This is a genomic window from Micromonospora sp. CPCC 205558 (assembly GCF_036902955.1).
Taxonomy (GTDB): domain Bacteria; phylum Actinomycetota; class Actinomycetes; order Mycobacteriales; family Micromonosporaceae; genus Micromonospora.
The window spans coordinates 38,681-54,674 of record NZ_JBAKHR010000025.1 but is presented as its reverse complement, the minus strand read 5'-3'; the positions used below and the strand labels follow the sequence as shown (position 1 = coordinate 54,674).

10 protein-coding genes are annotated in these 15,994 nt (G+C 71.9%); 7 read left to right on the top strand and 3 right to left on the bottom strand.

Annotation, left to right across the window (positions count from 1 at the left end):
- Positions 1 to 25 precede the first annotated feature (25 nt).
- The 3 genes from V6U86_RS24785 to purE all read left to right on the top strand — a co-directional run bounded on the left by V6U86_RS24785 (position 26) and on the right by purE (position 3,884).
- The gene (locus V6U86_RS24785) at positions 26 to 2,062 is read left to right on the top strand and encodes a thioredoxin domain-containing protein (protein WP_334507020.1); all 2,037 of its coding nucleotides are present in this window, start codon (positions 26 to 28) and stop codon (positions 2,060 to 2,062) included.
- Between the two features lie 122 nt (positions 2,063 to 2,184).
- The gene (locus tag V6U86_RS24780) at positions 2,185 to 3,360 is read left to right on the top strand and encodes a 5-(carboxyamino)imidazole ribonucleotide synthase (RefSeq protein WP_334507018.1); all 1,176 of its coding nucleotides are present in this window, start codon (positions 2,185 to 2,187) and stop codon (positions 3,358 to 3,360) included.
- A 32-nt stretch (positions 3,361 to 3,392) separates the two neighbouring features.
- Positions 3,393 to 3,884, top strand: coding sequence for a 5-(carboxyamino)imidazole ribonucleotide mutase (purE, locus tag V6U86_RS24775; RefSeq protein ID WP_334507016.1), 492 nt, complete (start codon positions 3,393 to 3,395; stop codon positions 3,882 to 3,884).
- 171 nt (positions 3,885 to 4,055) lie between these two features.
- Here purE and V6U86_RS24770 read toward each other — a convergent pair whose 3' ends face one another.
- Entirely contained in the window at positions 4,056 to 8,948 is a 4,893-nt protein-coding gene (locus V6U86_RS24770) for an SCO7613 C-terminal domain-containing membrane protein (RefSeq protein WP_334507014.1), read from the bottom strand.
- A 150-nt stretch (positions 8,949 to 9,098) separates the two neighbouring features.
- The gene (locus V6U86_RS24765) at positions 9,099 to 10,526 is read right to left on the bottom strand and encodes a UDP-glucose dehydrogenase family protein (protein ID WP_334507012.1); all 1,428 of its coding nucleotides are present in this window, start codon (positions 10,524 to 10,526) and stop codon (positions 9,099 to 9,101) included.
- Between the two features lie 197 nt (positions 10,527 to 10,723).
- Here V6U86_RS24765 and V6U86_RS24760 point away from each other — a divergent pair, with 197 nt between their 5' ends.
- The gene (locus V6U86_RS24760; protein WP_334507010.1) at positions 10,724 to 11,887 is read left to right on the top strand and encodes an acyl-CoA dehydrogenase family protein; all 1,164 of its coding nucleotides are present in this window, start codon (positions 10,724 to 10,726) and stop codon (positions 11,885 to 11,887) included.
- Positions 11,888 to 11,891: 4 nt separating this feature from the next.
- On the opposite strand, the gene V6U86_RS24755 is transcribed toward V6U86_RS24760, so the two are convergent.
- On the bottom strand, positions 11,892 to 12,332 hold the full coding sequence (locus V6U86_RS24755; RefSeq protein ID WP_334507007.1) for an ATP-binding protein: 441 nt from the start codon (positions 12,330 to 12,332) through the stop codon (positions 11,892 to 11,894).
- A gap of 119 nt (positions 12,333 to 12,451) precedes the next feature.
- Between V6U86_RS24755 and V6U86_RS24750 the strand changes: the two genes are divergently transcribed.
- Genes V6U86_RS24750 through V6U86_RS24740 form a run of 3 tightly spaced genes read left to right on the top strand, consistent with a single transcriptional unit; the run spans position 12,452 to position 15,893 of the window.
- The gene (locus V6U86_RS24750) at positions 12,452 to 12,976 is read left to right on the top strand and encodes a PadR family transcriptional regulator (RefSeq protein WP_334507005.1); all 525 of its coding nucleotides are present in this window, start codon (positions 12,452 to 12,454) and stop codon (positions 12,974 to 12,976) included.
- A gap of 14 nt (positions 12,977 to 12,990) precedes the next feature.
- Complete coding sequence (locus V6U86_RS24745) at positions 12,991 to 13,701, top strand: ABC transporter ATP-binding protein (RefSeq protein WP_442935008.1); 711 nt, start codon at positions 12,991 to 12,993, stop codon at positions 13,699 to 13,701.
- Positions 13,698 to 15,893: an FtsX-like permease family protein gene (locus V6U86_RS24740; protein WP_334507001.1), complete on the top strand. Its 2,196-nt coding sequence runs from the start codon at positions 13,698 to 13,700 to the stop codon at positions 15,891 to 15,893. The genes V6U86_RS24745 and V6U86_RS24740 overlap by 4 nt, the downstream gene beginning before the upstream one ends.
- Positions 15,894 to 15,994: the final 101 nt, after the last annotated feature.

Below are 15,994 nucleotides of genomic sequence, written 5' to 3'. Positions count from 1 at the left end.
CGCCGGGGCTGGCTATGGTCGTCAGGTGAACCGACTCGTCGACGCCACCAGCCCGTACCTGCTCCAGCACGCCGACAACCCGGTCGACTGGTGGCCCTGGTCGGACGAGGCGTTCGCCGAGGCGAAGCGGCGAGACGTTCCGGTGCTCATCTCGGTGGGCTATGCGGCCTGCCACTGGTGCCACGTGATGGCGCACGAGTCGTTCGAGAACGCGCAGGTCGGCGCCCTGATGAACGACAACTTCGTGTCGATCAAGGTGGATCGTGAGGAGCGCCCGGACGTGGACGCGGTCTACATGACCGCGACCCAGGCGATGACCGGCCAGGGCGGCTGGCCGATGACAGTCTTCGCCACCCCGGACGGCACCCCGTTCTTCTGCGGCACCTACTTCCCGCGACCCAACTTCGTCCAGTTGCTCCAGTCCGTCGCCACCGCCTGGCGGGAGCAGCGTGAGGCGGTGCTGGGCCAGGGCGCCGCTGTGGTCGAGGCGATCGGCGGCGCGCAGGCCGTCGGTGGCCCCACCGCCCCGCTGGACGCCCCGCTGCTCGACGCGGCGGCCGCCAAGCTGGCCAGCGAGTACGACGCCACGAACGGCGGGTTCGGTGGCGCCCCGAAGTTTCCGCCGCACATGAACTTGCTCTTCCTGCTGCGCCACCACCAGCGCACCGGCGACCCGGGCAGCCTGGAGATCACCCGGCACACCGCCGAGGCGATGGCCCGGGGCGGCATCTACGACCAGCTCGCGGGCGGCTTCGCCCGGTATTCGGTGGACGCGCACTGGACGGTGCCGCACTTCGAGAAGATGCTCTACGACAACGCGCTGCTGCTGCGGGTCTACACGCAGCTGTGGCGCCTCACCGGTGACCCGCTGGCCCGCCGGGTGGCCCGGGACACCGCCCGGTTCCTCGCCGACGAGCTGCACCGGCCGGGGCAGGGGTTCGCGTCGGCGTTGGACGCCGACACCGAGGGCGTCGAAGGGCTCACCTACGCCTGGACGCCCGCCCAGCTCGTCGAGGCGTTGGGCGAGGAGGACGGCCGGTTCGCCGCCGACCTGTTCACCGTCACCGACGAGGGGACCTTTGAACACGGCATGAGCGTGCTGCGGCTCGCCCGGGACGTGGACGACGCCGCGCCCGAGGTGCGTGCCCGCTGGCAGCAGGTGGTCGGGCGGCTGCTCGCTGCCCGGGACACCCGCCCGCAGCCGGCCCTCGACGACAAGGTGGTGGCCGCCTGGAACGGCCTGGCGATCACCGCGATCGCCGAGTTCCAGCAGGTCGCCGCCGGGTACGTGTCCCCGCAGGACGAGGATGCCAACCTGATGGACGGCGTCACCATCGTCGCCGACGGGGCGATGCGGCAGGCCGCCGAGCACCTGGCCACCGTGCACCTGGTGGACGGCCGGCTGCGCCGGGTCTCCCGGAATGGCAAGGTCGGCGAGCCGGCCGGTGTCCTGGAGGACTACGGCTGTGTGGCCGAGGCCTTCTGCGCGCTGCACCAGCTCACCGGCGAGGGCCGCTGGCTCACCCTGGCCGGCGAGCTCCTGGACACCGCCCTGGCGCACTTCGCCGCACCCGGTGGCGCCTTCTACGACACTGCCGACGACGCGGAGCGGCTCGTCGCCCGGCCGGCCGACCCGACCGACAACGCCACCCCGTCGGGCCGGTCGGCGTTGATCGCCGGGCTGGTGGCGTACACGGCGTTGACCGGGGAGACGCGCTACCGGGAGGCCGCCGAAGCGGCACTGGGCACTGTCGCGCCGATCGTCGGGCAGCACCCCCGGTTCACCGGGTACGCGGCCATGGTCGGCGAGGCGTTGCTGTCCGGGCCGTACGAGATCGCCGTGGTCACCGACGACCCGGCCGGCGACCCCCTGGTGGCCGCCGCCCACCGGCACGCCCCGCCCGGAGCGGTGGTCGTCGCCGGGCGTCCGGACCAGCCGGGTGTGCCGCTGCTCGCCGACCGTCCGCTGGTCGAGGGGCGGTCCGCCGCGTACGTCTGCCGGGGTTTCGTCTGCCAGCGGCCGGTCACCTCGGTCGAGGAGTTGGTCGCCGAGCTGGGCTGAGCGCACGGCCACGCCCGGTAATCGTCCGCGCCGCCCGCCGGATGGTCTCCCCAGTGCGTCCCGAGGTGGATCGCCGGCCCTCCGGGTGGGCGCGTCGGTGGCCCGGATAGGCTGGCCGCGCTATGGATTCCCGTACCGGTCTGCCAGTTGTCGGCATGGTGGGTGGTGGCCAGCTGGCCCGGATGACCCACCAGGCCGCGATCGCCCTCGGCCAGTCACTGCGTGTGCTCGCTACCTCCCCTGACGACGGCGCGGCGCTGGTCGCCGCCGACGTCCAGTACGGCGACCACACCGACCTGGCCGCCCTGCGCACCTTCGCCAAGGGCTGCGACGTCGTCACCTTCGACCACGAGCACGTGCCCTCCGAGCACATCCGCACGCTGGCTGCGGAAGGGGTGCCCCTGTACCCGCCGGCGGACGCGCTGCTGCACGCCCAGGACAAGCAGGTCATGCGGGAACGCCTGACCGAGCTGGGTGCGCCCAACCCGGTGTGGCGGCCGGTCGGCGAGCCTGCTGACCTGGTCGGCTTCGGCGAGCAGGTCGGCTGGCCGGTGGTGCTCAAGGCGGCGCGCGGCGGCTACGACGGTCGGGGCGTCTGGATGGTCGACGACGCCGCGCAGGCCACCGAGCTGGCGACCACGCTGCTCGCTGGCGGCACCCGGCTGATCGTCGAGGAGCGGGTGCCGCTGCGGCGGGAGTTGGCCGTGCAGGTGGCCCGCTCGCCGTTCGGTCAGGTGGCCGCGTACCCGGTGGTCGAGACGGTGCAGCGCGACGGCATCAACGTGGAGGTGCTGGCCCCGGCGCCGGGCCTGGACGAGGAGTTGGCGGTCTCCGCGCAGCAGCTCGCCATCGACCTGGCCACCGCGCTCGGGGTGGTCGGCCTGCTGGCGGTGGAGCTGTTCGAGGTGCGCGACGACGCCGGTCGGCCGGCGATCGTGGTCAACGAGCTGGCGATGCGTCCGCACAACTCCGGCCACTGGACCATCGAGGGCGCCCGGACCTCGCAGTTCGAGCAGCACCTGCGGGCGGTGCTGGACTACCCGATGGGTGACACCGCGTTGACCGCCCCGGTGGTGGTGTCGGCGAACGTGCTCGGCGGCGAGCCGGGCGGAATGTCGATCGACGAGCGGTTGCACCACCTTTTCGCCGCCGAGCCGGGTGCCAAGGTGCACCTGTACGGCAAGCAGGTCCGACCCGGCCGCAAGATCGGGCACGTCACGGTGCTCGGGGACGACCTGGACGACCTGCGGGAACGGGCCGCGCGGGCCGCGCGCTGGCTGCGTGAGGGCCACGAGTGAGCAACGGTTTCGGGAACGACGAGAGGGCCGCAGTGAGCACGGTTGGGCTGATCATGGGCAGCGACTCGGACTGGCCGACCATGCGGGCCGCCGCCGAGGCGTTGGACGACTTCGGCGTGGCGTACGAGGTGCGGGTGATCTCGGCGCACCGGACTCCGGTCGCGATGATCGAGTACGGGCGCGACGCCGCCGACCGGGGCCTCAAGGTGATCATCGCGGGGGCTGGGGGTGCCGCGGCGCTGCCCGGCATGGTCGCCTCGGTGACGCCGTTGCCGGTGATCGGTGTGCCGGTGCCGCTGAAGCACCTCGACGGCATGGATTCGCTGCTGTCCATCGTGCAGATGCCGGCCGGGGTCCCGGTCGCCACCGTGTCGATCGGCAACGCCCGCAACGCCGGCCTCCTCGCCGTACGGATCCTCGGTGCCAGCGACGAGGGCCTGCGCGCCAAGATGACGACCTACCAGCAGGACCTGGAGAAGCTGGTGGCAACCAAGGAAGCCGCCCTCCAAGCCACCCTCCGGTAGCCTTCCCGCGCACCCCATCACATCCGCGATCTTGCACTTTCGGTCGATGCTTCGCGGCTTTTACCCCTAGTGTCGCAACAGAAAGTGCAAGATCGCGCGAGAGGGACGCGGGTGACGCGAGCCCGGCCCACTCACCGCGCCCACTCACCCAGGTCGCAGGGACCCTCCGGCCTATCTCATGCCGCGTAGCGCGGTCTGTAGGCGTTCCTGGGCGCGGCGGCGGCGTTCGTTGCTCGCCCCGAGCACCAGTAGCAGGATGCCCACCGGGATCAGCGCCAGCCACGGTCCCAGGCTGAACAGGGCGTGGATCGCCGTGATCGCGGTGACCGACGCGCCGACGATCACCGGGGCCTGCTGCCGACTGGACGAGCCGAAGATCAGCACCGCGACCGCGCCGAGCAGCAGCAGCATCTGCCGCATCGTGCTGGACTCGGTGGCCACCACGATGGCCAGCGTCGGCACGAAGGCCGCGACAAGCGCGGGCCCGTACGCCACCCAGCTGCTCATGTCCGGGCGGTGGCGCAGCTCCAGGACTCCGACGAGGAGGGCCAGCGCGGCGAACGGCAGCGTGTACGCCTCGGGCAGCGCGACGTCGGCGACTCGCATCAGGATCCACCACGCGGTGATCTCACAGACCACCACCGCCCAGAACAGGATTCGGCGTTCCACCGGCCGGCGGCCGGGTCGGGTCGCCGCCACTCCGAGGACAGCGCCCCAGGCGGCCAACAGGGCGGCGATGTGTCGGGGCGAGTCGAAGGCGAGGGCCAACGCGATCAGCGCGGCAGCGTAGCCGGTCCATTCCACGGTGGAGGATTCCCGCTGCGCCTCGGGGCGGCGCAGCCGGGGCAGGGTGGCGGCGAGCACCTGTAGGACCGCGCCGACGGCCAGCACGCCGAACGCGGACCAGACCGCCGCCAGCCCGGCGACCAGGCCGGCGGTGAGCACGAAGAGCTGCGCCATGAGTGAGGCGAAGAGCCAGCCGAGGATGCGCGCCCGCTGGGTGGTGCCGTAGAGCGCCGCCACCGCGCCCACCCCGACCGCGCTGCCGAGGGTGAACAGGGTCATCTGCCGGTCGGCCAGGCTGCCGGCGAGCCCGGCGCTGCCCCCGGCCAGACCGATGACGAACACCAGCACCCGGGCCAGCCGCAGCGAGCGGGCCCGCTCGACCAGTGGCGGTGGTGGGGTCAGCGCGAGACCGAGCACCGCGATGGTGAAGACGGAGAGCGCGGCGACGGTGCTGGCGGGCCAGCCCTGGCCCAGCGCGATGGGTGCGATCAGCAGTGTGACGGCTGCCCCGGGCAGCACCACCGGCACGGCCCGGGACCGCCGTCCACCGCTGAACCCGGTGGCGGCCAGCGCGGCGGTCGCGGTGAGCAGCAGCGCCGTCAGCACATGGGTCGGATTGACCACGTCCGGCGGCGGGGTGAGCAACTGCGGCGGCGGCCCCTGCCAGATCCGGGTGAGTGTGCGGTGCGGCTCGACCAGGGCGGTGACCAGCGCGGGCCCGATCGAGGCGAGTGCCAGGGCGGTCGGTAGCGCTGCCGCGGCCAGCGCGCCAGCGGCCGGGTTGACCCGCCACCGTCGTCGCTCCGGGTCGTCCGGCAGCCGCCGCAGGGCGCCGTCGAGTCGTACGGCCCAGCGCCGGACCGGCTGGGCGGCACCGGTGGGCGGCACCGTGGCGGCGCGGATCAGCTCGGCCAGCACGCCCAGCAGGGCGGCAGCGGCCGCGTAGACGCCGGCGGCGAGGCCGGTGGGGATGGCGGCGAGAGCGCTGATGGTGGCCCCGCCGACCACCGCCACGCTGACCCAGGGCAGATATTGCGGCACCTGCCGCCGGACCGCGGCCACGGCGGCCAAGCCGAGGCTGGTGGCGGCCAGCGCGGCGGTCAGCACCACCTGCGCCGAGTGTTCGAACTCGGCGGCCAGTGCCGCCACCGCACCGGGCAGGGCCAGCAGGGCGGCACCGATCGCCGCGCCACCGATCTGCGCCAGGTGCGGCGGCATCCCCTCGTTGTCGATGTCGGTGACCTGTGGGTCGGCGAGGACGCGGGCCAGCGTGGCCACTACCACGCCGATCAGAGCGATGCTGCCCAACGCCAGCGCCGTGGTCCACGGGCGGACCAGTCCGGCTCCGGCGGCGTGCAGTGCGACGACCCCGGCCACGGTGGCCCGGGACAGCCCGGCGCGCGCCTCCTCCGTGGCCACCGCGGCCATGCCGAACACGGTGGCGACCATCCCGCCGACCAGTACCGGCGACCACCAGGCCAGATCGAAGGCGGCCGGGGCGCCGATCGTGGCGAGCACCACCGCCACGCCGGACACGTCCCAGCGCCAGGGCGGCGGGAGCAGGATGCCGGCGGCGACGGCCAGCAGCGCCAGCGCGACAGGCGCCTGCCAGGCGGCACCGCCGACGGGGGCAGCCGGCCAGCCGCTCAGGTCGCCCTTCCAGATCGGGCCGGGGGTGGCCAGTACGCCGACCCCACCGCGCACCGCCGACCAGCCGGCGAGCACCCCGATCAGGGCACCGCCGACGGTGAGGCCGAGGATCGGCCCACGACGCCACTCCTCCGGCATGCTGCGGGCGCCCACGGCGACCACCAGGAGCAGTGCGGCGGCCACCGCCAACTGCCCACCAGGGGCGAGTACCGCGCCGATCCGTACCAGCGTGGCGATCAGGGCGGTGGTGACCGCCGCGGCGGCCAGGTCCGAGCCGTCGAGGGTGAGGTCGGCACGCCGGCCGGCGTCGATCGAGGGGGCCAGGAAGAGCAACACCGCCGCGACCAGCAGGAGCGCGCCGACCCAGGCGTCGGCGACGGTCGCGCCGGGCGCCCCGAACGCGGCGGCGGTGACCATCAGCGCGCCCAGCCCGGTGCCGACCGACAGCGGCGCGGGAATGTGACGCTGGGAGACCTGCACGACGGCGGCGTAGCCGAGGGTCACACAGACCGCCAGGAAGCTGGCCGCCAGGACCGGGACGGTCACCTCTCGGAGGCTCGCCGGAGTGGGGGTCGGATCGCTCGGCATGGTCGCGGCCACGAACGCGGCCACGGCCCCGGGCAGCGCGAATGCGGCACCACCGGCGGCCCAGGCGGTGACCGTGTCGGAGGCGGCGGAGGCGATCCGGATCCGGGAGGCCAGCGCGACCAGCGTGCCAGCCACGAACAGGGTGATCAGGACCGCGGTCGTGAGGGTGGGGCTGGACAGGCTGGCGCCCGCGCCGAACAGGCCGACCACGGCCGCCCCGATGGCGTGTGCCACCGCGGCCCGGCCGGTCCGGGCGGAGAGCCCGACGACCCCGATGCCGATCGCGGTGACCACCATCGGCCAGGGTGCCATCGCCCAGCCGAGACCGAACGAGGCCGGGACGGCGAGCGCGGTCAGCGCCGCACCGGCGACCGAGAACTCCCGGCGGATCTCGGTGGGCAGGGCCAGCACGGCCGCGATGGTGAGCAGGAATGCGGCAGCCGCGAGCTGCCAGCCGGTCGGCCCGACCGCGGCGGCCAACTCGCCCGGGTAGCGGCTGAGGTTCGGGTCCCAGGGGGGCAGGGCCGCCCGGACCGGTGCCACCCCGGCACGAAGCGCGCCGCCGGCGACCACCAGACCGCTGACGGTCAGCGCCACCGCGGAGGCGATCTGTGGGCCACGTCGGGCCGCCTCCGGGACCGCGCGAACCGCCAGCCCGGTCACCGTGATGACCGCCGCGATCAGCAGCAGCGCCCGGCCGGGGAGTGCCACCGAGGCGATGCGGCTGAGCGCGCCGATCACGGCCAGGGTGACGACGCCGGCCGCGACGTCGGGCAGTGGTGGGCGACGCAGCACCAGCGCGCCGGCCAGCCCGATCATGGCGGCCAGCAGCAGCACCACCCCGGCGCCGGTCGCGGTCGGCACGGTCTCTGCCCGCAGCAGGGCGGTGACCGCGTACGCCAGCGAGACGGCGACCGCCAGGGCGTGCAGCAACCAGGTCAGCTCCGACAGACCGGGCACCGGGCGGGCCGGCCGGGGGTCGGTCGAGCCCGCGCTGGCGTCGATCAGCTCGGCGGCCTCCTCCGGGTCGCCCTCCGGCCGGCTCTCGCCGTCGCGTTGGCGGGGCGCCGACGGCGTTCCCGGCGATGGCAGGTCCTGCCGGACGGGGCGTTCGACTGTCACGCCGGAGCGGGCCAGGCCGAGGTTGACGAGGGCGACCAGGGCCAGCACCAGCGCCCAGCCACCCGGCCCGGTGATCTGGTCGTACGCGAGCAGAGGCAACACCGGCTGCGCGGCGAGCACGGTGGCGAAGCGGGGCGCGCGCAGACCCGTCCAACCGGCGTACCCGAACGCGACGGCGGCGGTGACCGCGAAGATCACCCCGGCGAAGACCGTGGCGGAGCCGCCGTCGGCGCCGATCCGTTCCACCGCCCAGAGGGCGTTGCCGGCGAGCGGCACCAGCAGCAGGCCGACCGCGGCGATGGTCTCGGCCGTCGAGGTGAGCCCGCGCCGGGCCAGTGCCGGTGGGGTCAGCAGCATCAGCACGGTGGCCAGGAGCAGGATGCCCAGCCGGGCCAGCGCGTCCATCGAACTGGTGGCTACCGCGGCGAAGACCACCGCGGCCACTGCGAGCAGCAGCGCGCCCAGCCCGAGGGGGATGTTCTGCACCTCGCGCGAGGAGGCCTCCGGCGGGTGCTCCGGGTTGTCCACGTCCAGCCAGGTGGCCTGGGTCGGGGGCGGTGGGTCCTCCGGGCCGCTCGGAGTGCCCTGGCGGGGCACCCGGGGCGGCGCTCCCATGGTGGCGGTCGGTGGCCGCCGGCCGGGACGGCGGCGGAGCACCCGGCGTGGCCGGGTGGCCTGCTTGATCCGTTCCTCGCCGGCGTGGGCGAGGATGTCCCGCTGGAAGAGCGCGGCCTGCATCTTGGCGGCGATCTGCCGCTGCTCGCGTGCGATGGCGGCGTCGCGCGCCTTCATCTCCGCGATCGAACGCTCAATGTCGGCCAGGTGCTCGACCCACTGTGGTTGATCTGCCCCACAGCGCGGGCATCGCACGGCCGGCTTGATCTCCCGGCCGCACGAGGAGCATTGAAAGGTCGCCACGACACCCCTCCACCCGCACTGTGGACTCCCACTGTCGCAGCATGCCCAAAGCTGGCGCGGATTTCGACTCTTGTCGGCGGGTCCCGGGCAAACAACGACACCGGCCGGTCATCGAGAAGCTCGATGACCGGCCGGTGGGCGTCGATCTCGTCAGGGGCGACCCATGCCCCGGTACTCCCAGCCCGCCGCGGTCCACAGTGCCGGGTCGAGGCAGTTGCGGCCGTCGACGACCTTGCGGCCCTTGACGAACTCGCCCAGGGCGACCGGGTCGGCGTTGCGGAAGTCGGCCCACTCGGTGAGTACGCAGACCAGGTCGGCGTCGCTGACCGCGTCGTTGATGCTGCTCTCGTACGTCAACTCGGGAACCGCGCGGCGGGCGTTCTCGGTGCCCTGCGGGTCGTACACGTGCACATCGGCGCCGGCCTTCTGCAGCAGCGCGGCGACGGCGAGCGCCGGGGCGTCGCGGACGTCGTCGGTGTTGGGCTTGAAGGTGGCGCCGAGCACGGCGATCCGGGTGCCGGCGAAGTCCGGGCCGGCCGGGCCGGAGCGGCGGCCGAGCAGGTCCGCGGCGAGCTGAAGCACCCGGGTACGTCGACGCAGGTTGATCAGATCGACTTCGTGCAGGAAACGCAGAGCCTCGCCGGCGCCGAGCTCCTGGGCGCGGGCCTGGAACGCCCGGATGTCCTTGGGCAGGCAGGCGCCGCCGAAGCCGAGACCGGCCTGGAGGAAGCGGTTGCCGATGCGGGGGTCGTACCCGATCGAGCGGGCCAGCTGGGTGACGTCGCCGCCGGCGGCCTCGCAGACCTCGGCCATCGCGTTGATGAAGGAGATCTTGGTGGCCAGGAAGGCGTTCGCGGCGACCTTGACCAGCTCGGCGGTGGCGAAGTCGGTGACCACCAGGGGCACCTCACGGTCCTCCGTGGCGGCCAGGTCGAACACGCCCTTGTGCGCGGCGTAGAGCATGCCGTTGGCCCACTCGCTCTTGACGCCGACCACGATCCGGTTGGGCCGCAGCACGTCGTCGACGGCGAAGCCCTCCTGGAGGAACTCGGGGCTCCACGCCACCTCGACGTCCAGGCCTTCGGGGGTGTGCTTGTCGACGAGCTGCTCGACCCACTCGGCGGTGCCGACCGGCACGGTGGACTTGCCGACGATCAACGCCTTGCGGGTCAGGTGCTGCGCGAGGCCGGTGACCGACGCCTCGACGTACGACAGGTCGGCGCCCATGCCGTCGGCCCGCTGGGGGGTGCCGACACAGATGAAGTGCACGTCACCGAAGTCGGCGGTCTCGGCGATGTCGGTGCTGAACCGGAGTCGGCCGGCAGCGAGGTTGCGCCGGAGCAGCTCGTCCAGGCCGGGCTCGTGGATCGGCACCTGGCCCGCGTTCAGCATGGCGATCTTGTCGGCGTCAACGTCGAACCCGAGGACCTCGTACCCCAGTTCCGCGTAGCAGATGGCGTACGTCGCACCGAGGTAACCAGTCCCAAGGAACGTCACCCGCGGCCGGGGTGCGCCAGAGGGCGGGGTCACCGCAGCGATGGCGGGGGTCGGCTGGATGGTGGGGTAGGGGATCGTCACGCCTGTCTTCTCCGCTCGCGCTGGCTAGCTCACTGTCTCGGTCTTCATCATCGCTAAGCGCGCTAGGTGCACCATATTGCCTATGCCTACGCGCCGGTAACATCACCTGAACTGCAGTCGCTAGTCTTCAGTCTGCGCGGTCGGCGGTCAGGAGTCGTCACAGACTGCGCATGATAGCGGTGAAGGGGAGGGCCAAGATGCCCGCAGGGGAGTCGTTCGACGTCTACCGGTTGCCCGAGGAGCACCAGGCGATCCGGGACGCGGTGCGTGAGGTCTGCGCCGCGAAGGTGGCTCCGCACGCCGCCGAGGCCGACGAGACCGGGGAGTTTCCCAAGGCGTCCTACGACGCGCTGCGCGCGGCCGACTTCCACGCACCGCACATCCCCGAGGAATACGGCGGCGCGGGCGCGGATGCGCTGGCCACCGCCATCGTGATCGAGGAGGTGGCCCGCGCCTGCGCGTCGTCCTCGCTGATCCCGGCGGTGAACAAACTCGGCACGATGCCACTGCTGTTGTCCGGTTCCGCCGACCTCAAGAGTCGGTACCTGACGCCGGTCGCGGCCGGGGACGCGATGTTCTCGTACTGCCTCTCCGAGCCGGAGGCGGGCAGCGACGCGGCGTCGATGACCACCAGGGCGGTACGTGACGGGGATCACTGGGTGCTCAACGGTGTGAAGCGCTGGATCACGAACGCGGGCGTGTCCGAGTTCTACACCGTCTTCGCCGTCACCGACCCGTCCGCCCGGTCCCGGGGCATCTCGGCCTTCGTGGTCGAGAAGTCCGATTCCGGGGTGAGCTTCGGCGCGCCGGAGAAGAAGCTCGGCATCAAGGGTTCGCCCACCCGCGAGGTCTACCTCGACAACGTGCGCATCCCGGCCGACCGGATGATCGGCGCGGAGGGCACCGGCTTCACGACCGCGATGAAGACCCTGGACCACACCCGGGTCACCATCGCCGCGCAGGCCGTGGGGATCGCGCAGGGCGCGCTCGACTACGCGAAGGGGTACGTGGCCGAGCGTCGGCAGTTCGGCAAGGCGATCGCCGAGTTCCAGGGGATCCAGTTCATGCTCGCCGACATGGGCATGAAGCTTGAGGCGGCCCGGCAGCTCACGTACGCGGCGGCCGGCAAGTCGGAGCGTGGCGATGCGGATCTCACCTACTTCGGCGCGGCGGCGAAGTGCTTCGCCTCCGACGCCGCCATGGAGATCACCACCGACGCGGTGCAGCTGCTTGGTGGCTACGGCTACACGCGGGACTACCCGGTCGAGCGGATGATGCGGGACGCCAAGATCACCCAAATCTACGAGGGCACGAACCAGGTGCAGCGCATCGTCATGGCGCGGGAGCTCTTGAAGGGCTGAGAGGCTACGTTTTCACAGGCCAAAGCGCTGATGTTGACGTGTCTCTATCCGGAGCCCATTGCCGCAGCATCTCGTTCGTGAGGTAGTTCTCGCGCAGCATCGCGAGGGCGATCTCATGCGTGGGTGTGGGCAGGTGTGCGTGCAGCCCGGCGATCCAGCGGCGAACTTCGGGATTGAGGAGTTCGGAGCGGGCCATGGTGACCACGAAGCTGGAGATGGAACTCCTGAAGTTCGGTCGTGGCAGGCCCCGGCGTCGCGCTACAGCGAGCATCGCGGGGATGCCTGAAGACCGGTTTTCGGCGACGAGTTCGTTCGACGAGGGGAGGTAGGTGTCTGCGAGGAGGCTCGCCAAGACGGCATTGCGCGACGACGAGATGCCTTCCTCGCCGAGTTCGTCGACGACGACGCCCCCGTAGAGATGACTGCGCGGACTGCCGAACTTCACACTTGACAAGTGATGCGTGAAGTAGGTGTCAAGTTTGGCAAGGCTCAGGCCAGGGTCACGGAGTGATCGACGCCGTCGCCGTGGGTTCCTAATGTAGATATCGCGTATATAGTGGTGCCGTGGACAACACGACTGCGCTTCTTGGCCTGCTGGGGGCCGGTGCGAGCTACGGCTACGACCTAAAGAGCAGCTACGACCGCTGGTTCGGCATGAAGAAGCCGCTGGCGTTCGGGCAGGTGTACTCGACCCTGACGAGGTTGAGTCGAAACGGCTGGATCGAGATGGTCGGCGCGGAGGCGGGGGCCGGCCCGGACCGCAAGCGGTACGGGATCACCTTGGCAGGTCGAGGCCGCGTCCAAGAGTGGATGTTCACTCCCGAGGTGCCGTCCGGGACTCTCCAGAGCAACCTCTTCGCGAAGACGATCATCGCGCTGCTGCTCGGGGACCCCGCTGGCCGCGTGCTCGACCTGCAACGCGCCCAGCACATGGCTCAGATGCGTGAACTGACCAAGGAGAAGCAGGGCGCACCCCTGGAGACCGTGCTGGCGTGCGACCACGCCCTGTTCCACATTGAGGCAGACCTGCGCTGGATCGACCTGACGGCGTCGCGCCTCTCCGAGCTGCGGGCGGCGGTGGCGAGGTGAGCGAGGCTGAGGTGATGGGCGCGCCGTCGTTCGCCCCCGGGGGAGGGACGACGCCTCTGCTGCGGGCGCGCGGGCTGCGGCTGGCGTTCGGGCTGACCGAGGCCCTGCGCGGCGTCGACGTCGACGTACACGCCGGAGAGATCGTGGCGGTCACCGGGCCGTCCGGCTCGGGCAAGTCCACGCTCCTGCACGTGCTTGCCGGTGTTCTGGTCCCCGATCATGGCACCGTCGACTACAAGCAGGTCCGGCTGACCGCGCTCGATGAGGCGGGCCGCTCGCGGTTGCGGCTGGGCGAGTTCGGGTTCGTGTTCCAGTTCGGCCAGCTCCTGCCCGACCTGTCCGCTGTGGACAACGTGACGATACCTCTGCTGCTGGCAGGCACCAGGCGTAGCGAAGCGTTGCGGCAGGCGGGCGTGTGGCTCGAGCGACTCGGGCTGGCCGAACACTCGGGGAAGCTGCCAGCGCATCTGTCCGGCGGCCAGGCGCAGCGCGTCGCCGTGGCCCGGGCGCTGGTAACCGAGCCGGCCGTCCTGTTCGCCGACGAGCCGACCGGATCGCTGGACTCGCTCGCCGCCGAGAACGTGATGCTCGCCCTCGCTCAGGCAGCCAGGGCGACCGGTACCACGGTGGTGCTCGTCACGCACGACCCGCGCACGGCCGCGTACGCCGACCGGGAACTGATCGTCCGCGATGGGCAGGTCACCTTCGGCGGGCCGACCGGATGAGCCTCTTCTCGCTGACGAGGCTGGTCACAGCGGGCGGCCGAGGCGCACGGAGCCGGCTGGTCGGCATGGCTGGCGGTGTCGCGGTCGGCGTCGCGCTGCTGCTGCTGCTGTGGGGCGCCTACAACGGCCTTGCGTCCCGCACCGAACGCTCGACCTGGACCACGTTGAGTAGTGGGGTGTCCGCTCAACAGGTAAGCGATCCCGCAGCGGCTGCCTTGGGGGACGACCTGGTGCTGGCGTCGACCACCTCGGACTACTTCGCGGGACGGACGATCACCCGGGTCGACGTCGCCGCGTCGTCGGCGTCGACCGTGGCCATACCCGGTGTCGGGCGCGCTCCGCGGGCTGGCACGTATCACGCCTCGCCGGCGCTGGCCGCCCTCATCGACGCCCATCCGGCCGATGAGCTCGGTGCCCGCTACGGGACGAGGGTCGGCGTCATCGGCGACGCGGGGCTGGCGAGCCCCGATTCGCTGGTGGTCGTGACGGGCACCGCGGCTGGCGACCTGGATCCATCGCGAGGCGGCAGCGCGGCGGGCGATTCCCAGTTCGGCGTCTGGTCCGTCGCGGGGTTCGGCGGTGCCGCGTATCCGAGCGTCGCTTACCGCACGGTCGCGATCATCGGTGCGATCGCCATCCTGCTGCCGGTCCTGATACTGGTCGGGATCGTCACCCGCCTGGGTGCGACCGAACGCGCCGAGCGTTTCGCCGCGTTGCGTCTCATCGGCGCCACACCCCGCCGGGTCGCCGACATCGCCGCCGCCGAGACCGGCGTGACGAGTCTCCTCGGCGCATTCGCGGGCGCCGTCCTGGCGTGGCTGCTCATCCCGATCGCTGCCAGGATCGAGGTGGGTGACGGCCGGTTCTTCCGGACGGACCTGACCGTGGCGCCGTTCACCGTGGTCGTCGTCGTCGCGGGCGTCGTCGCTGTCTCCACGGCCGTCGCGTGGTGGCGCACCGCCCACGCCGGGATCGGGCCGCTCGGCGTCACCCGCGATCGGTCCGAACGCCGCCCCGCAGCCCTCGCCGTCGTGCCGCTGGTCGTCGGCGCGGCGCTGATGCTCGGCGTCACGCTCGTGTCGCTGTCCGGCTCACGGTTCCCCGGCCTGGAAGTGCTTCTCGTCATGGGCTTTCTGCTGGTCTCGCTCGGGCTGGTGACCTCCGGCCCGGTGCTGACCTTCTGGGTGGCCCACCTCATGGCCCGTGCGGTCCGGGGCACGGCTGGTGTCATCGCCATGAACCGGATCCGTCGGCACCCGCGGGCCACGTTCCGCGCGGTCAGCGGCCTGGTCGTGGCCGTCTTCATGGTGTCGGTGTTCGCAGCCGCCATCACCGCCGTCGCCGGCGATCCTGCCCGTGGGGGCGGCGGCGACCAGCTCGCCACGTCCACAGTGGTTGCTCGCCTCAATATGCGGCCCGCCGAAGCGGAGGCGGCGATTGCACAAGCGTCGCCCGTCGCCCGCACTGCCGGAGTGACGGTCGCGGCGCTCGGCTACCACCACCCGGAGGAGGGGATCGTCTTCGCTGCCTCCGACGCCGTGCTGCTCGGGCTGCCCGTCCCCGCCGGAGCAAGCCATGTGCGGGTGACAAACGACTATTTCGAGGGCGGGCCGCCGGTCGTCTCCGTGTCGGCGGCGTCCGCCGACACACCAGCGATTCTTCTGGTCGCCACCGACGGCGCGCCGGCTTCGATCGAACGCGCCCGCACCGCGGTGCTCGGCAGCGGACTGCGACTGGCGTTACCACCGACGACGCGTCCGGAGCAGGCGGCCTCGGCGCTGGAAACGACGGCGAACCGGTACGCCGGCCTCGCGGGCCTGGGCATCCTGGTGGCCACCGTCATCTCAGCGGTCTCGTTGGCGGTCTCGACCACCGCCGCCATCCTCGACCGCAAGCGGATGCTCGGCCTGCTGCGGCTCATGGGTATGCCCGCGTCGACCTTACGACGTGTCATCCTCGCCGAGGCCGCGCTTCCCCTCGCCACGGTCTTCGCCCTCTGTATCGCGCTCGGGTTCCTGGTCGCCTGGTGCGTCGTCGCGGGCCTCACCGAGGGACGCCGTGCGATCTCCTGGCCGGATCGGTCCTACTTCCTTGCCCTGGCCGCGAGTCTCCTGCTCGCCACCGCCGCGATCGCCGGCACATTCCGGACGGCGCGCAAGAATACCGAAATCTCGGTGACACGCTTTGAGTAATAACTGACTCACATAGACACTTGATGATATTGATAACCCTCTGTATTGTCTTTTGCGGACGTCCAATCAACATCCGCTGTAGAGAAACGGGGAAGCTATGT